Raw genomic sequence first — 17,528 nt, 5'->3', positions numbered from 1 at the left:
GGCCAGCGGTTCCCTTCGTGGACAGCAGCCCAGCCGGTCTAGTCCCGGTCGAGCGTCGCTTCCTCGAGATCGAGCTCGCGAAGTACCTTCCGGAGGACCTCGTCGTCGATCCGGCCGGCATCGCGTTCGGCGATGAAGACGCCTCGCTCGGCATCGATCATCTCGAGGCGCAGCGAGCGGAAGGCGTTCGACGGGCTCTCCCCCAGATCCTCGTCGCTGCGTCCCAGTCGCTCCCACGCCGAGTTCGCGCGGTGGGTGTTCCAGCTTCGCAAGATGTCCGCGGCACGATTGCGGACCTGAGGGACGTCGTCGGCGTCGGCTCCGACCAATTCGTCCAGCCGCGCCGCAGCGGCCCGTGCAGCCTTATCCTGGGCTGCCGCCTCGGCGCGGGCGTCGGACTGCTCTTCGTCCCCCTGCACGCCGAGGACACGGATCACCCACGGCAACGTCAGGCCGTGCAGCAACAGCGTGCCGACCACGACGACAAACGTCAGGAAGAGGATCAGCGACCGCCCCGGGAAGTCCTCCCCACTGTTGACCGTCAGCGGAATGGCGAAGGCAGCTGCCAGCGACACGACCCCTCGCATACCGGCCCACGACACGACGAACACCGCCCGCGCCGAAATCTCCGGCTCCCTCGCTCGAATACGCGGCGACAGCCAGCGCGGTACGTACGTGAACGGGAACACCCAGGCGATTCGGACCACCACGACGGTCACGAGAACGGCAACCGACGCCCAGACGACGATCGAAGTGCTGTACCCCTGCAATCCGTTGACGACACTGGGCAATTGGAGGCCGATCAACAGGAAGACGAACGACTCCAGGATCAGGTCGACGGCCCTCCACACTGCCGTGTCCTGCAAACGCGTCGCATAACTCGCGCGGGTGGAGCGCTGGCCGAGGAACAATCCGGCTACGACGACCGCGATGACGCCCGACGCGTGGACCTCTTCCGCAGCCAGGTAGGTGAAGAACGGCACCACCAATCCGATTCCGCTCTCCATCACCGGATCCTGGAGCTTGCCGCGAACCTTCGAGATGACGAACCCCACCGCGAGGCCGATCACCGTTCCACCGACCGCCGCGACGAGGAAGGTCTCGAAGCCGCCGATCAGCGTCGCACCCGTACCGACGGCAGCCGCGAGAGCGACCTTGTACGCCGTCAGAGCGGTGGCGTCGTTGAGCAGGCTCTCCCCGCCCAGCAGGGTCATGATTCGGCGCGGCAGGCCGAGCTTGCGTCCGATTGCGCTCGCGGACACCGCGTCCGGCGGCGCCACGATGGCGCCGAGAACCAGAGCAGCCGCTATCGAGAACTCCGGCACGATCAGGTAGGCGACAAAGCCCACCGCAGCCGTCGTCGCCAGGGGAAGCCCCACCGCGAGAAATCCGATCGGACGCAGATTCGAGCGCAAAGCCAGGTATGAACTGTCCAGTGCTGCCGAGTACAGAAGTGGAGGCAACACGACGAACAGGACGAGGTCTGGATCGAGTTCCAATTCCGGAACACCCGGTATCTGACAGGCGATCAAACCGACCAGGACGAGGATCAGCGGCGAAGACAGCCCGAACCTTCGCGCGACCGCCGCCACCAGCAACGCCGCTACTACAACCCCCAGTAATATGCCGTTCACCCTGGCAGCATGCAGTATGGAAGGCGATGAAGAAAATCCTGAAGCGAGCAGCAGCTCGCACACAGCAGCCCGCACCCGCTCCCACCGGTTGCGAGGAACTAACCAATGCGCCCGAAACAGACCCGGCGGCGCTGACGCCCGGCGTCTGCCAGGAGTGCGCCGAGTTGGGTGAGGATAACTGGTCTCACCTGCGCATGTGCCTGTCCTGCGGCCACGTCGGATGCTGCGATTCCAGCCCTCATCAGCACGCCACCAACCACTACCGCGAAACCGGGCACCCGGTCATGCGCTCACACGAGCCCGGCGAATCCTGGCGCTGGTGCTACGTCCACGACCTGATGGACTGACCGCGCGCGACTGGCGGTGCACTGCGCATAGTGCCCACCTGTCACGGCGCACAGCCCTCGGTGTTGCGCACATTGCTCAATCCACCGGGTAGCTATTGCCCAATCTGTATGCCGATGATGGACTTTGACGCAGAATCTGCACAACAGATCGACAGGTGCGGCTGGACTTTGCCGCACCGAACGGTTCGGCCTCAGGAAGTCCTGCCAAACATCACAACCACATCGTCGGCCCCACGATCTGGGGTACAGGCGGTGCGGTGATCGATGTCCACTACTGAAGGCAGGACCGGCCGTGAACAGCCCCAACATCGACCAGAACGCTCCCGAGTCACTGGCGGAGATCGAGAAGCGCGTTCTGTGGTTGTCGACCGCGATGATCCATCACGCCAACCGTGTCCGTCCGAATCCCAGCGGGCTCAAGGTCGGCGGCCATCAGGCCTCGTGCGCGTCGATGGTCTCGATCATGACGTCGCTGTGGTTCGGCCAACTTCGTTCCGGCGACCGGGTTTCCGTCAAGCCGCATGCGGCGCCGGTGCTCCACGGCATCAATTATCTGCTCGGTGAACTCGACGAGTCCTACCTGACGACTCTGCGCGAATTCGGGGGCCTGCAGAGCTACCCGAGTCGATCGAAAGATCCTGATCCGGTGGATTATTCGACCGGTTCGGTGGGCATCGGCGCGACGGCTCCCATCTGGGGCGCCATCGCTCGCCGATACGTCGACGCCTCCCTCGGCGGCGCCGGAACCGGGCGTCAGTACTCCCTGGTCGGTGACGCCGAACTCGACGAGGGCGCTGTGTGGGAAGCAGTTCTCGATCATTCGGTTGCCGAACTGGGTGAGATCGTGTGGATAGTCGACCTCAACCGCCAATCACTCGACCGGGTGGTGCCGAACATCGCGGCAACCCGCCTGGAGCGCATGTTCTCGGGTGCCGGCTGGCAGGTCATCACCGTGAAGTTCGGTGCGCTGCTCGAATCACTGTTCACCCGGCCGGGCGGCACCGCGTTGCGCGAACGAATCCTGGACATGCCGAATCCGGAGTACCAGCGCCTGCTGCGATGCACGGCCGACGAGGTACGTCTGAGACTGCCCGGCGACGCGGCGGACGCCGACGCGATCACGGCGCTGATCGACGACCTCGACGACGCCACGGTGCTCGAAGCCATCCGCAATCTCGGTGGCCACGACCTCGACGCTCTGCGAGAGGCGTACGCACAGATCGACGACACCCGTCCCACCGTGATCATCGCGTACACGATCAAGGGTCGGGGTCTGCCGACGCAGGGTCATCCGCAGAACCACTCGTCGCTGCTCACCACCGAGCAGTTCGAGCACCTGGCGTCGGAACTCGGCATGGATCCGTCGAATCCCTGGGAACGGTTCGAGACCGACAGCCCGTCCGGCCGCATCTGCGCCGAAACCGCTGGGCGCCTGGCTCGCCCGAAGGTGGAGCATCTGGTGCCCCCGGCAGTTCCGAAAGACATCGGCCGTACGCCCTCCGGCACGTCCACCACTCAGGCAGCTCTGGGCCGGGTACTACTCGACCTGAGCCGCGAAGCGCCGGACGCCGCGAAACGTGTTGTCACACTGAGCCCGGACGTCAGTTCCACCACCAACCTCGCAGGCTGGCTGAACAAGGTCGGCGTGTGGTCCCCCGACGAGCGGCACAACTGGTTTGCCGACGACGCCGAAACGATCATGCACTGGCGTGAGAAGCCCACCGGTCAGCACATGGAACTCGGCATCGCCGAGACCAACCTGGTCGGACTGATGGGCGAACTCGGTGCAACCTGGAGTCGTTGGGGCCAGCCACTCTTCCCCATCGGGGTGATGTACGACCCCTTCATCGAGCGGGCTCTCGAACCGTGGTCGTACGGCATCTACGCCGGAGGGCAGTCGATCATGGTCGGCACTCCGTCGGGCGTCACCTTGGCCGCCGAAGGTGGTGCGCACCAGTCGATCAAGACCCCGTCCATCGGACTGGAACAGCCGGGTTGCACCAGTTTCGAACCGGCATTCGCCGTCGACGTCGAGTGGACGCTCCTCGACAGCATCGGACGCCTGGGCCGACCAGACGGCAGCTCGTCGTACCTGCGCCTGTCGACCCGTCCGGTCGATCAGGCCCTGGCCGCGGTACCGACCGATCCGGCTGCGCGAGAACGCCGTCGACGTCAGGTGGTGGCCGGCGCGTACACACTGCGGCACAACCCTGATCCGGCCGTCACCCTGGTCGGCATGGGTGCCACTGTCACCGAAACACTGGTCGCAGCCGAAAGACTGGGCGAGCAAGGCATTTCCGCCGACGTCGTCTGCGTGACCAGCCCCGGCTTGCTCTTCGAAGCACTCCAGTCTCGGCGCGGTCTCGCGGACGGTCCGTCGTGGATCCTGGATCAGGTCTTTCCGAGTAGCCGATCCGCGCCGATGGTGACCGTTCTCGACGGGCACCCGCACACCCTCGCGTTCCTGACGGGAATCAACAACGTTCCGGGTGCTGCGCTCGGAGTGAGCCGGTTCGGTCAGGTCGGTTCGCTCGAGGACATCTACCGATACCACGGCCTCGACTCCGACAGCATCGTCCGCGCCGCCCTCGATCTCACTTCTTGATCTATCCCACTCTCTGATGCCGAGAAGCGTCCCCGCAGGGACGCTTCTCGGGTCCATTCAGTCATTCAGGTGTCTAGTTCTTCCAGGCCTTGTCGAAGAACATGATTCCGTCCAGGCTCTGCTGAATGCCGTGGACGTTCTGTCCCCACACACCGAGCCACGGGGTGTTGCCGTAAACCTGCCACGGCACAACCTCATTGGCGCGCTCCTGGATCTTGGCGAGCACCTCGATCTTCGAGTCGGTCGACGTCGCGACACCCAATTGATCGAGCAGCGTATCCATCTCGGGGTCGGAGAAGCTCGTGGCGTTGTTCCGTCCACCCGACTTGAGATTGGAGTACAGACGCTCGAAAGGATCGGCTTCCGCGAGGCTGGCGGAACCTGTTGCCATGTCGAAGTCGCGGTCGGCGTACAAACGCTTGACGACGTCGGCAACCGAGTTGACGTACTCGATCTGGAAATCGAATCCGACGGCGTTGGCCATCGACTGCAGTGCGAGAGCCATCGCCTGCGCCGAATTCTCCTGCAGCGTCAGGTATGTGATCTTGCCGTCGTAACCGTCAGCCTTGGCCTCGTCGAGAAGCTGCTTCGCCTTGGCGGTGTCGACGCCGATCGGAGCGACGTCGTTATGCCAGCGGGAGGTGTCCTGGAAGATGACCTGTCCGGGCAGACCCTTGCCCTCGTTGAGTCGGTTGTCGAGTGCGACGGGATCGGTTGCGAGCGCCAATGCCTGACGGATGCGCACGTCGGCACCGGGACGACCGGGTGCCGTGTTGACGAGCGAGAGGTACGACAGCGACGGAATGTCGACGAAGCCCGGGTAGCCGGAGTCGATCAGATCCAGCACGTTCGGTAGCGAACGCATGTATGCGACGTCCGTGCCGCCGCTCTTGAGCGATTCGGTGGTGGACTGCGAACCGACAATGCTGATCAACCGCAGCTTGTCCACGTTCGGGGCACCGTCGAAGTAGTCCTCCCGAGCGTCGAGGATCAATTCCTCGTTGGGAGCGAACTTCTCGAGGGTGAAGGCACCCGCGCCGATCGGGGTGAACTGATCACCTTGCTGGGCGCTCGGCGCGACGATCATGCCGGGGCCCGTCGAGAGCAGTGACTCGATACCGGTCCACGGGTCGACGAGATTGAAGACGACCGTCGACGGATCCGGAGTGTCTACCGACGCGACCTTCGACGCGTACAGACTCGACTGCGGTCCCTTGTTGGTGACGTAGCGATTGAGGCTCGCCGAGACGGCCGCCGAATCCACCGGCGTCCCGTCGCTGAACTTCACACCGTCACGCAGTTCGAGGGTCCACGTCTTGAAGTCGGAACTCGGCTCCATCGACTCTGCGAGCTTCGGAACGAATTCCTTGGATGCCGGGTCGTACCGCAGGAGCGTGTCGTAGATCGCGCCCAACTCCGAACCGGCGACCGAACCGGCGATCTGAGTCTTCGCCGGATCGAGATTGGTGACGGCGGAGTACCCGCTGAACGTGAGGGTGCCGCCCTTGACCGGATCGCCCTCGCCGGACTGCTCGTTGACCGGGCCGATGGACAATCCCGAACCGGAGTCCGGTGCGTCGCCGCTCCCACCCCCGTTCCCGCTGTCAGCGCACGACGAGACGAACAGGCCGGCGGAGACTGCCAGCGCGACGGCGGCAACCTTGCGGTGACCGCGCCGAGAACTGCGACTCATTCAAAACCTCCAGGTCAGAAACTGTGATGTGAAGCATTGTCGAGACAGTTTGTGACTTAAGGCACAGGTATTAGTCGCAGGTCCCGCTCAGTGGAATGGAGCGCGAAGATTGGTCAGTTTTCGAGCGACATTCGCAGGTCAGACCCTTAGCGAAGGTCAGGAATTCATTCTGATTCAGGCGCCTTTCAACGGATGAATCGCCGGAGCGCCGTCGAGAAGTGGTCCGGCAGCGGCCAGCGCGGCCTGTAGATGCGGGGACTGCATGTGAGCGTCCAACTCCTCCTGCCCGCGCCAAGTTTCGATCGTGACGAACGTGCCGGGCGCAGCCGCTGACTCGAACAACTCGTACGACACACAGCCGTCCTCGGACCGACTCGCCTCCGCGAGAGTTGTCAGAGCCGATCGGACGTCGTCCTCGGAACCGGACTTGGCCGGGATGGTTGCAACTACACGAAGCTCGCTCATCGGATACCTTTCGCAGAGGGGAAGTCAGCTAGAGACACACGCCACAAACGTACACACGAAAAGGGCAACCAATGGGGCTACTGAAGGACGTCACCGGCTGGCGACGCGGAACGAAGTTGCAGCGTCGACTGCGCGATCTCACCGGCACGCTGGTGGTGATCACCGGTGCGGGCAGCGGCATCGGGCGTGAAACGGCCCTCGCCTTCGCCGCCCAGGGAGCTATCGTCGTGGTCTCCGACATCAATCTCGAAAGCGCGCAGGACACTGCGGCACTTGTAAACATCCCTTCGCAAGCCGGCGGCGCCGAAGCAGTGTTCGGTGGCGGTGCCCACGCCTATCAGGTGGACGTGTCCGACGAACAGGCCGTGATTCGGTTCGCGGAGACCGTCGCGGCACATCACGGCGTACCGGACATCGTCGTCAACAACGCCGGAATCGGGTTCTCGGGAACGTTCGCCGACACCGAGCAGCGCCAGTTCGAGCGCGTCATGGACATCAACTTCTGGGGAGTTGTCTACGGCTGCCGGGCATTTACCCCGATGATGATCGACCGGGGAACAGGAGGGCACGTCGTCAATCTGTCCTCGGCCGCCGCGTACACACCACAGAAGGCCCTCACCGCGTATTCGACAAGCAAAGCAGCGGTATTCATGCTCTCGGATTGCCTACGGGCAGAGCTGCTTCCACACGGCATCGGCGTCAGCACCATCTGCCCCGGCCTCGTTCACACGAACATCCTCAAGACCACCGAGTTCGCCGGGACCACCGCCGAGGAGCAGCTCGAGAACCAGACCAAGGTCGACAACTTCTACCGCAAGCGCAACTTCACGCCTGACCGAGTCGCCAGTGCCATCGTGAAAGCGGTTCGCACAAACAAGGCCGTCGTACCCGTGACCGTCGAAGCCAAGCTCGGACGCACGATCAGCCGGTTGTCTCCCGGGTCGATGCGCGTCGGAGCTCGGTTCGAGATCTAGGTCAGCTTCCGAAACTCAGGCTGCCCGTGAAACCCTGCTGCACATCGGCTTCCGAGCGGGGAAGAACCTCGTAGGTGCTGGCGTACTGGCCACTGAAACCGGTGACGGTGATCGGGCGTCCGACGGCGACGGCATCGAGGTCGATTCCGGTCTGTGTGTTGACGAAGATGACGGTGTTTCCCTCGGCGCCCGAGACCAGGATCTTGTGACCGTACGGCAGATCGTCGACGACGGGTCCGCTCACGATTCCGGACACCGTCACGAGACGACCTTCGCTACCCTCACCGATCGCATTGAGGGGCAGTCGCGCCGGGCTGATCTGGGAGGTCGTGCCGATTACCTCGACGGCAGTCGGGCGGACGACGAGCAGGCCTTCCTGATCCGCGAGGACTCCGGTGACCTGAACCTGATCGCCGAGAGCAATCCCGGAGTTGTTCGGATCGCTGATGTAGATGCCCGAATTTCCGCTCTGGAGACCAAAGCCCTTGTCGTAGAAGCTGGATTCGAAGACTCCCGACGGCGTAGTCGCGGTTCCCACGACGGTGACCGTCGTTCCGATGGCCTGTGCACGGGCTGCCGCGATGGAGTCCGCGGACACCTCACCGACGACTGCCGCCGGCTCCGCCGTTGCCGCAGTACCGACAAACATCGTGGCCGCGGCCGCAACTGCCAGTGCTGTCACACCCCGGCGCAGGACCGGACTCGCAAGAACGCTGTCTCGAAACATGTTTGAGGACTCCCCTGTGATTTCGTGGCCGCGCAGGTCCTCCTGATGGAGTCCGCCTTCGCCCACCCTGAGGCACAGGTTATTACAGGTCGGACGCCGCAGCGGTGGTGACATTCCGTCACCACCGCTGCTTCAAGGCATCCGAGTTTTCAGGAACCGGAGCTTCCGGACGAACCGCTCGAGCCACTGGAACCGCTGGATCCTGTTCCGCCACCGAGATCGTCGAGAGGATCGCTACCGGTGAGGCCGCCCGGGTACAGGTAGGCGTCGGAGATCGTGCTGAGCGAGGTTCCGGACGTGGCCGGTACCTTTGCTCGCCAGTTGACGATCGGGTTCAGCACTCCGAACGGTCCGCAACCACTGGCGGCGGGCAGCGCGAAGCCGGTTGCCTCGTTCCCGACCGGGCTCACCTTCAGCGCAGTCGACGGCAGCACCGTGTAGGTCGGTACCACCGACGGGTCAGGCGCGAGACGAAGATTCACCGGCGCCGCCGCGGAACCCAGGTAGCAGTTGTCACCGAGGAACGCGTTGTTGATCTTCATCCGCACCGGGATGCTCAGATCCATGTCGGTGATGATTCCGTTGAGGGTCGGCGCAGCCGTTGCCTCCACTTCGGCCGTTACTGCGGCCAGGCCGAAGAGATTGCCGAACGGAAGATCGATTCCCAGGACTCCACCCGGAACGGTCAACGGCTTGGAGTAGACACCGTGGTGTCCGTCGTCGCGCGGGAGAAGAACGGTGGACTCACCTTCACCGGAGCCGGCCTCGGCGGCGATGATCATGTCGCCTTTTCCGATCGGGAGGTTGAAGCCGTTGTTGTCGAAGGTTCCGCTCTGAACCACAACCGACACACAGGATTCTGCAGTAGCCGGACACACTGCGGCGCCCGGTACCGAATTGTCGACCGGGTCCTGAGCCGAGGCCATCGGCGCCGCGAACGCGAGGACCGCACCTGCGGTACCTGCAATGACGGCCACGCGCGTGCCGAGACGTCTGTTGCCGTTCTTGTGAGATTTCTGCACTGATTTCTCCCTGCCGTTTATGTGATGGGGGACGAAACTCGCAGTCATTGCTTGTGTTTCGACCGCCGCCGACAAGGTCTTTGCGGTGTGCTCCTACTCACAAGTAACAACTGAACAGATGTATATCACAGGACTTCGACTTAAAAACAGGGCAAAAGGGAGTTTCCTTAAAACGGACAAAATAAGCGGTACGGTATGTAACACTCACGGGTGATGAACACGAACAGACTGGTCCTCTGCGTCGCGGCAGCGGGCCTACTCCTCAGCGGCTGCAGCAGCCAATCCGACAGCGACGCAGCGGAATCCACATCTGCTGCCACCAGCACGTCGATCGCGGCAACGTCGGGCGCTGCCCCCCCCCCCCCCCGCCGCAACTCCGGAAGCCGCGCCGAGCGTCGTCGAATCGACGCCCCCACCGGTGTCGCTACCGGTAGCGCCAGCGGCCAATGCACCGATCGACGCCCGCTCACCGGAAGAGATCGTCGCGAACGCCGGCGAGAAGGGGCAGCGGTACATCGCCGCTCTGCGTCTGGCCGGGATCCCGCCCGCCGGAATGGATTCCGCCGAGATCCTCTACGCCGACGGCACCTGCAAGGCTCTCGCTGACGGTATGCCTCGGTCCGAAGTGCTGGCGGAGTTCAACTCCGTCGGCGAGGTGTACTCACAGATCACGCCGATGTCCTCGCAGCGCATTGCCGAGATCTACGTCGACACGGCGGAGCAGACGTACTGCTGATCAGGCCTTGCCGGCCAACCAGCCGTGCAGCCAGGATGTAGCCGAATTGCCTGCGCCGTCAACGACGTAACGCGTGTAGTCGGTGTGGACCTGCGAGCCGTAGAAGTCAACCAGCTGATCGATGCGACGCGAATTCGCGCCCGGATCGAGCTGGGCCATCAGAGCGGGGAGCCCGCCTGCGGTGATCAGATCGTTGACGATCACGGCCGCTTCGTCGCGCAGCGCGAGCGCACTGGCCGGAGTGGGATCGGACGCCTGAGCCATGAATCCGGCCAGGCGCATCACAAAATCGTCCTTCGGCGTCGAGCAGTACAGGTCACCGACCGCGCACAGCGTCACCGTTTTGCCTGACAGCCAACCGAATCCACCGATGCGCGGGCCACTGGCACCGTTACCGCCGACAGCGGGGCCGATCAGGACGTCGGACTCGGAACGACGGGGATCGGACAGCAAACCGACGCCCTCGACGCGAGTCGGGGGAACAACGCCGATGCCGGTTCCGATCTCGGCGGCGAGATCGCCTGCCGCGTCGGCACCCTGGCTGTATCCGACGATCGCGAAGCGAGTGTCTCCGCACGAGGCAGCCATGGCACCGATCATGCCGCGGGCATTGTCGACAGCCTGCTGCTTCGACTTGGCGTAGACGTTGGACTCCCACGGGAAGGCCGTCGCCGAGTAGGTGACGTAATCGGTGCGAACGGAGCCCGGAAGCCCGTTGGTCACCGGGGCGAGCATGCCGGCGCCGGGCCTGGTGCCCGAGGGCTCCCACGTTCCCGGGATGGCCACGACGTACAGGCTGGGGCAGGGATCAGCCGACGCCACGGGAGCACTGACAACCGGTACCACTACTGCCGCAGCAAGTGCCGACAACACCGCAACGAGACGCCTCGCACGCATGAAACTCCCCTGTTTTACCTTCAGCAACCCATACACCACTATCGGTGCTCCGGAATCATACTGTCTGGGCGTTGTGTCTGTCCGATGCACGATTGATGAAGGTTTGTTACAGATCGTGCGAATTGCTTGCAGAAACAAAGCCGCACCCCACCGAATGCGGTGGGGTGCGGCTTTGTGAGAGCCTCTAGCGCTGCGGAGCCGCTGTCGGGTGGATCGGTGACGGAAGGGCCGTGACACCCTCGAGGTAGGTGTCCACAGCGGCGGCTGCGGAACGTCCCTCGGCGATGGCCCAGACGATCAGGGACTGACCGCGGCCCATGTCGCCGGCCACGAACACGCCGTCGACGTTGGTGTTCCACTTCGACGTGCGGGCGACGTTGCCACGCTCGTTCAAGTCGACACCGAGATCGGTGAGCAGACCCGGCTTCTCGGGACCGACGAAGCCCATTGCCAGGAGCACGAGATCGGCTTCGAGCTCGAAGTCCGAGCCCTCGACCTTCTCGAAGCGACCCGACTTCATCTCGACCTCGTGAGCCTTGAGTCCGGTGACCTTGCCGTTTTCACCGACGAAGTTCTCGGTGTTGACGGAGAACAGACGCTCGCCGCCCTCCTCGTGAGCCGAAGCCACGCGGAACATGAGCGGGTACGTCGGCCACGGAGTCTGCTCGGCGCGAGTCTCCGGCGGACGCGGCATGATCTCGAACTGGTGGACGCTGGCCGCACCCTGACGGTGCGAGGTGCCGAGGCAGTCCGCTCCGGTGTCGCCGCCGCCGATGATGACAACCTTCTTGCCCTCAGCGGTGATGGTGGGAGCGTCGAGGTCACCCAACTGCACGCGGTTGGCGATCGGCAGGAACTCCATCGCCTGGTGGATGCCGTCCAGTTCGCGGCCCGAGATCGGAAGATCGCGAGCTGCGGTGGCGCCGCCGGCCAGAACCACTGCGTCGAACTGCTCACGCAGCTCGTCCGCGGTGATGTCCACGCCGACATTGACGTTGGTCTTGAAGACGGTGCCTTCGGCTTCCATCTGCTCGAGACGGCGGTCGATGTGCCGCTTCTCCATCTTGAACTCGGGGATTCCGTAGCGCAGCAGGCCGCCGATGCGGTCTGCCCGCTCGAAGACCGTCACTGCGTGACCGGCGCGGGTCAGCTGCTGCGCTGCAGCCAGACCGGCCGGACCACTGCCGACAACTGCGACCTTCTTGTTGGTGGCGTGCGCGGCGCGAACCGGCTTGACCCACCCTTCGTCGAAGGCCTTGTCGATGATCTCGACCTCGACCTGCTTGATGGTGACCGGATCCTGGTTGATGCCCAGGACACAGGACGCCTCACAGGGTGCGGGGCACAGACGACCGGTGAACTCCGGGAAGTTATTGGTCGCGTGCAGACGCTCGATGGCGTCGTGCCAGTGGTCCTTGTAGACCAGGTCGTTCCACTCGGGAATCAAGTTTCCGAGAGGGCAACCGTTGTGGCAGAAAGGAATTCCGCAGTCCATGCAACGGCTGGCTTGGGTCTTGAGGGTTTCCTTCGGGAACTCCTCGTAGACCTCTTTCCAGTCGAGCAGGCGCAACGGCACCGGCCGGCGAACCGGAAGTTCGCGCGACGTGTGCTTCAGGAAGCCGCTTGGATCACCCACGAGCTGCCTCCATAACTGCCTCGTCCACGTTCTTGCCATCCTTCTCTGCGGCCGCGATGGCCAAAAGAACCTTCTTGTAGTCGCGGGGCATCACCTTTGCGAAGTGACCCACCTGCTGCGACCAGTCAGCGAGGATGCGCGTGGCAACCTCGGAGCCGGTTTCGTCGCGATGACGTTCGATGGCGCCCTTCAACCAGGTGAAGTCGTCGCCCGAAAGATCCTCGAGGTCCACCAGTTCGGTGTTGAGGTTCTTCTCGAATGCCTTGTCGGGGTTGTAGATGTACGCGACGCCACCGGACATGCCGGCGCCGAAGTTACGTCCGGTGGCTCCGAGGATGACCACCTTTCCACCCGTCATGTACTCGCAACCATGATCGCCCACACCCTCGACGACGGCAGTGGCGCCGGAGTTACGGACTGCGAAGCGTTCGCCGACGACACCGCGAAGCAGAGCCTCGCCGCTGGTGGCGCCGAACAGGATGACGTTGCCACCGATGATGTTGTCCTCGGCGACAAAGCCTTCCGCTGCATCCAGCGGCGGGCGTACGACGATGCGTCCACCCGAAAGGCCCTTGCCGACGAAGTCGTTGGCGTCGCCGTGCAGGCGCAGGGTCATACCGCTGGGCACGAAAGCACCGAAGCTGTTACCGGCGGAACCGGTGAACGTGATGTCGATGGTGCCCTCGGGCAAGCCCTCTCCACCGAACGCCTTGGTGACCTCGTGGCCGAGCATGGTGCCGACCGTGCGGTTGACGTTGGTGATCGCGGACTCGAAGGAGACCGCCTCACCCTTGTCGAGTGCGTTGCGGGCCGAGACGATCAGCTGCTGATCGAGTGCCTTGTCGAGACCGTGATCCTGCGTGCCGGTGCAGTGGACGTCCTGGTCCATGAACGCGGACTCGACCTGGGTGAGGATCGGCGACAGATCGAGATTGCCTGCCTTGCTTCCCTTCCAGTGATCGAGAGCGCGCGTGGTGTCCAGCATGTCGACCTGGCCGACTGCTTCGAGCAGCGTGCGGAAGCCGAGTTCCGCGAGAAGCTCGCGAACCTCTTCGGCGATGAACATGAAGAAGTTCTCGACAAATTCCGGCTTGCCACTGAAACGCTGACGCAGCAACGGGTTCTGCGTCGCGACACCGACGGGGCAGGTGTCGAGGTGGCAGACGCGCATCATGATGCAGCCCGAGACCACCAGCGGTGCGGTGGCGAAACCGAACTCCTCGCCGCCGAGCAGGGCAGCGACGACGACGTCGCGACCCGTCTTGAGCTGGCCGTCGACCTGCACGACGATGCGGTCTCGGAGACCGTTGAGCAGCAACGTCTGCTGGGTCTCGGCGAGGCCGAGTTCCCACGGTGCGCCCGCGTGCTTGACGGAGGTCAGCGGGGTGGCACCGGTGCCACCGTCGTGACCGGAGATCAGAACGACGTCGGCATGTGCCTTCGAGACACCGGCCGCGACGGTTCCGACGCCGACCTCGGAGACCAACTTCACGTGGATGCGGGCCTGCGGGTTGGCGTTCTTCAGGTCGTGGATCAGCTGAGCGAGATCCTCGATCGAGTAGATGTCGTGGTGCGGCGGCGGCGAAATCAGCCCGACGCCAGGCGTGGAGTGCCGAACCTCGGCCACCCACGGGTACACCTTGTGAGCCGGAAGCTGGCCGCCCTCACCGGGCTTGGCTCCCTGCGCCATCTTGATCTGGATGTCGGTGCAGTTGCTCAGGTAGTGCGAGGTGACACCGAAGCGTCCCGACGCGACCTGCTTGATGGCACTGCGACGCAGATCGCCGTTCTCGTCCGGCGTGAAGCGCGACGGATGTTCGCCGCCCTCACCGGAATTGGAGCGGGCGCCCAGACGGTTCATCGCGATGGCGAGAGTCTCGTGAGCCTCGGCGGAGATGGAGCCGTAGCTCATTGCACCCGTCGAGAAACGCTTGACGATCTCGCTGGCCGGCTCGACCTCGTCGATCGAGATCGACGGCCGCTTGCCGATGTTGAAGTCGAACAGACCACGCAGAGCGGCAAGGCGCTCCGACTGGTCGTTGACCATGGTCGTGTACTCCTTGAACACCTCGTACTGACCTGTGCGAGTTGCGTGCTGGAGCTTGAAGACCGTGTCCGGGTTGAACAGGTGGTACTCGCCTTCACGACGCCACTGGTACTCGCCGCCGACCTCGAGCTCGCGGTGAGCGCGCTCTTCGGGACGATCGAGGTACGCGACGGCGTGACGTGCCTGGACGTCGGCTGCGATCTGGTCGAGGCCGATGCCACCGAGCTGCGACTGCAGACCGGTGAAGTACTCGTCCGTCAGCTCCTGCGAGAGGCCGATGACCTGGAACAGCTGAGCACCGGTGTACGACGCGAGCGTCGAGATGCCCATCTTGGACATCACCTTCAGGACACCCTTGCCGGCGGCCTTGATGTAGTTCGCGATGCCCTTCTCGAGGGTCAGACCCTCGAGCTCGCCATTCTGCAGGAACTCGTCGATGGTCTCGAAAGCCATGTACGGGTTGACCGCTGCGGCACCGAAGCCGATGAGGAGCGCCATGTGGTGCACCTCGCGGGCGTCGCCGGCCTCGACGATGAGACCGACCTTGGTGCGCGACTTCTCGCGAACCAGGTGGTGGTGCACGGCCGAGGTGAGGAGCAGCGACGGGATCGGCGCGTAATCCTCGGTGGACTCACGGTCCGAGAGCACGATGATGCGTGCGCCACCCTCGATTGCCTGCGAGACCTGGTACTTGATGCCCTCGAGCGCACGACGGATACCGTCGCCGCCTTCCTTGACGGGGTACAGGCCGCGGATCACGACGCTGCGGAAGCCCGGGAATTCGCCGTCGTCGTTGACGTGAACGAGCTTCGACAGGTCGTCGTTGTGCAGGATCGGCTGCGGGAGCGCAATCTGCTTGCAGGAGTCCGCATTCGGGTGCAGCAGGTCGCCCTCGGGTCCGATGGTCGCGCCGAGGCTGGTGACGACCTCTTCACGGATCGCGTCGAGAGGCGGGTTGGTGACCTGAGCGAAGAGCTGCGAGAAGTAGTCGAACAGCATCCGCGGACGTGACGAGAGCACGGCGATCGGAGTGTCGGTACCCATCGAGCCCAGTGCCTCGGCACCGGAGAGTGCCATCGGCTTGACCAGCAGGTTGACCTCTTCGTTGGTGAAACCGAAGAGCTGCTGACGCAGCACGACGCGCTCGTGCGACATGTACGTGTACGGACGGTCCGGCAGGTCGTCCATGTGGATCAGACCTTCGTCGATCCACTGCTGGTACGGGTGCTCGGCAGCGAGTTCGTTCTTCAGTTCCTCGTCGCTGATGACCCGACCCTGCGCGGTGTCCACGAGGAACATGCGGCCGGGCTGGAGGCGGACCTTGCGGACCACGGTGGACGGATCGATCGGCAGAACGCCGACCTCCGACGCCATGACGACGAGGCCGTCTTCGGTGATCCACAGACGCGACGGACGCAGACCGTTGCGGTCCAGCACGGCGCCGATGACGGTGCCGTCGGTGAAGCACACCGACGCCGGTCCGTCCCAGGGCTCCATGAGAGCCGAGTGGTACTCGTAGAACGCCCGACGAGCGGGGTCCATGCTCTCGTGCTTCTCCCAGGCTTCGGGGATCATCATGAGAACTGCGTGCGGCAGGCTGCGACCGGCGAGGTGCAGCATCTCGAGCACCTCGTCGAAACGAGCGGTGTCACTGGCGCCCTGGGTGCAGATCGGGAAGATCTTGTCCAGGTTCTCGCGGCCACCGAAGACGTCACTGTCGATCAGGGACTCGCGAGCGCGCATCCAGTTCTCGTTGCCGGTGACGGTGTTGATCTCACCGTTGTGAGCGACCCGGCGGAACGGGTGCGCCAGCGGCCACGACGGGAACGTGTTGGTGGAGAAGCGCGAGTGGACCAGGCCCAGTGCGCTCTCGACACGATCGTCCTGCAGGTCGAGGTAGAAACCCTTGAGCTGCGGGGTGGTGAGCATGCCCTTGTAGACGAACGTCTGGCCGGACAGGCTGGGGAAGTACACGGTCTCGCTACCCGGGCCACCCTTGCCGGCGCCTTCGGAGCCGAGTTCGTGCTCGGTGCGCTTACGCACCACGTATGCACGACGCTCGAGATCCATGCCGGTGTACTTGTCACCCTCGGAGCCGATGAAGATCTGACGGAACGTCGGCATCGCGTCGCGCGCCAGTGCGCCCAGCGAGGAGTCGTCGGTTCCGACCTCGCGCCAGCCGAGAACCTTCAGGCCCTCTTCGACGACGATCTTCTCGACTGCAGCAGCAGCCTCGTGTGCATCGGCATCGCCCTGCGGGAGGAATGCGATACCGGTTGCGTACGCGCCTTCGGCGGGCAGCGCGAAGTCCACAACAGCTCGGAAGAACTTGTCGGGAACCTGCAGCAGAATGCCCGCACCGTCACCCGTGTTGGGTTCTGATCCGGCAGCGCCGCGATGCTCGAGGTTGACCAGAGCGGTGATCGCCTTTTCGACGATGTCCCTGCTGCGGCGACCATGCATGTCGACAACAAATGCGACTCCACAGGAGTCGTGCTCATTGGACGGGTGATAGAGGCCCTGGGGGCCTGGAAGTTGCTTCATACCCAGCCTTCGTATGCCATAAAGATGCACCGACGACCAGCAGCGCTGATGGCCATCAACTTGCAATGCAAGTCCTTCAAAGCACCGACACGACGATGTGTTCGGTACCACCGAAGTAGCCGCCCTGCGCAGACGCGATGGTGTGCGTTCTGGCACCCGGCGACGTGAGTCTTCGGTCGGTTGAAACTTTTGTGAGTCAAC

General features: G+C 63.9%; 12 protein-coding genes. 4 read left to right on the top strand and 8 right to left on the bottom strand.

What is annotated here, in order from left to right; genetic code table 11:
• Positions 1–38 precede the first annotated feature (38 nt).
• Positions 39–1,634 carry a Na+/H+ antiporter gene (locus tag YH3_RS02160; protein ID WP_030536674.1) on the bottom strand — a complete coding sequence of 532 codons (1,596 nt, stop codon included), beginning with the start codon at positions 1,632–1,634 and terminating at the stop codon, positions 39–41.
• A 26-nt stretch (positions 1,635–1,660) separates the two neighbouring features.
• Here YH3_RS02160 and YH3_RS34820 point away from each other — a divergent pair, with 26 nt between their 5' ends.
• Positions 1,661–1,981 carry a UBP-type zinc finger domain-containing protein gene (locus tag YH3_RS34820; RefSeq protein ID WP_003943615.1) on the top strand — a complete coding sequence of 107 codons (321 nt, stop codon included), beginning with the start codon at positions 1,661–1,663 and terminating at the stop codon, positions 1,979–1,981.
• A gap of 292 nt (positions 1,982–2,273) precedes the next feature.
• The gene (locus YH3_RS02155) at positions 2,274–4,586 is read left to right on the top strand and encodes a pyruvate dehydrogenase (RefSeq protein ID WP_064442915.1); all 2,313 of its coding nucleotides are present in this window, start codon (positions 2,274–2,276) and stop codon (positions 4,584–4,586) included.
• 73 nt (positions 4,587–4,659) lie between these two features.
• On the opposite strand, the gene YH3_RS02150 is transcribed toward YH3_RS02155, so the two are convergent.
• Both YH3_RS02150 and YH3_RS02145 read right to left on the bottom strand, forming a co-directional pair.
• Positions 4,660–6,279 carry an ABC transporter substrate-binding protein gene (locus YH3_RS02150; RefSeq protein WP_042453342.1) on the bottom strand — a complete coding sequence of 540 codons (1,620 nt, stop codon included), beginning with the start codon at positions 6,277–6,279 and terminating at the stop codon, positions 4,660–4,662.
• Positions 6,280–6,453: 174 nt separating this feature from the next.
• On the bottom strand, positions 6,454–6,744 hold the full coding sequence (locus YH3_RS02145; protein WP_003943546.1) for a putative quinol monooxygenase: 291 nt from the start codon (positions 6,742–6,744) through the stop codon (positions 6,454–6,456).
• A gap of 71 nt (positions 6,745–6,815) precedes the next feature.
• Here YH3_RS02145 and YH3_RS02140 point away from each other — a divergent pair, with 71 nt between their 5' ends.
• Entirely contained in the window at positions 6,816–7,718 is a 903-nt protein-coding gene (locus YH3_RS02140) for an SDR family NAD(P)-dependent oxidoreductase (protein WP_003943614.1), read from the top strand.
• Between the two features lies 1 nt (position 7,719).
• Here the strand turns inward: YH3_RS02140 and YH3_RS02135 are convergent, their stop codons facing one another.
• Entirely contained in the window at positions 7,720–8,445 is a 726-nt protein-coding gene (locus YH3_RS02135; RefSeq protein ID WP_042453658.1) for a hypothetical protein, read from the bottom strand.
• A gap of 149 nt (positions 8,446–8,594) precedes the next feature.
• On the bottom strand, positions 8,595–9,467 hold the full coding sequence (locus YH3_RS02130; RefSeq protein WP_064442914.1) for a hypothetical protein: 873 nt from the start codon (positions 9,465–9,467) through the stop codon (positions 8,595–8,597).
• A 418-nt stretch (positions 9,468–9,885) separates the two neighbouring features.
• Between YH3_RS02130 and YH3_RS36510 the strand changes: the two genes are divergently transcribed.
• A complete protein-coding gene (locus tag YH3_RS36510) occupies positions 9,886–10,203 on the top strand; it encodes a DUF732 domain-containing protein (protein WP_238592505.1) in 318 nt (105 codons plus the stop codon).
• On the opposite strand, the gene YH3_RS02120 is transcribed toward YH3_RS36510, so the two are convergent.
• From YH3_RS02120 to gltB, 3 genes are all read right to left on the bottom strand, one after another.
• A complete protein-coding gene (locus tag YH3_RS02120) occupies positions 10,204–11,100 on the bottom strand; it encodes a cutinase family protein (protein WP_007735797.1) in 897 nt (298 codons plus the stop codon).
• Between the two features lie 184 nt (positions 11,101–11,284).
• The gene (locus YH3_RS02115) at positions 11,285–12,736 is read right to left on the bottom strand and encodes a glutamate synthase subunit beta (RefSeq protein ID WP_064442913.1); all 1,452 of its coding nucleotides are present in this window, start codon (positions 12,734–12,736) and stop codon (positions 11,285–11,287) included.
• Positions 12,729–17,327: a glutamate synthase large subunit gene (gene gltB / locus YH3_RS02110; RefSeq protein ID WP_064442912.1), complete on the bottom strand. Its 4,599-nt coding sequence runs from the start codon at positions 17,325–17,327 to the stop codon at positions 12,729–12,731. The genes YH3_RS02115 and gltB overlap by 8 nt, the downstream gene beginning before the upstream one ends.
• Between the last annotated feature and the right edge of the window lie 201 nt (positions 17,328–17,528).

This window comes from Rhodococcus sp. YH3-3, assembly GCF_001653035.1.
Taxonomy (GTDB): domain Bacteria; phylum Actinomycetota; class Actinomycetes; order Mycobacteriales; family Mycobacteriaceae; genus Rhodococcus_F; species Rhodococcus_F qingshengii.
The sequence above is the reverse complement of the archived record's forward strand: the minus strand, read 5'-3'. Positions and strand labels throughout refer to the sequence as shown.

What these genes read in the sequence shown, in the direction of transcription:
- YH3_RS02140 (WP_003943614.1), top strand. Translation starts at nt 6,816, where the DNA reads ATGGGGCTACTGAAGGACGTCACCGGCTGGCGACGCGGAACGAAGTTG.
- YH3_RS02150 (WP_042453342.1), bottom strand. Translation starts at nt 6,279, where the DNA reads ATGAGTCGCAGTTCTCGGCGCGGTCACCGCAAGGTTGCCGCCGTCGCG.
- YH3_RS02145 (WP_003943546.1), bottom strand. Translation starts at nt 6,744, where the DNA reads ATGAGCGAGCTTCGTGTAGTTGCAACCATCCCGGCCAAGTCCGGTTCC.
- gltB (WP_064442912.1), bottom strand. Translation starts at nt 17,327, where the DNA reads ATGAAGCAACTTCCAGGCCCCCAGGGCCTCTATCACCCGTCCAATGAG.
- YH3_RS02135 (WP_042453658.1), bottom strand. Translation starts at nt 8,445, where the DNA reads ATGTTTCGAGACAGCGTTCTTGCGAGTCCGGTCCTGCGCCGGGGTGTG.
- YH3_RS02120 (WP_007735797.1), bottom strand. Translation starts at nt 11,100, where the DNA reads ATGCGTGCGAGGCGTCTCGTTGCGGTGTTGTCGGCACTTGCTGCGGCA.
- YH3_RS34820 (WP_003943615.1), top strand. Translation starts at nt 1,661, where the DNA reads ATGAAGAAAATCCTGAAGCGAGCAGCAGCTCGCACACAGCAGCCCGCA.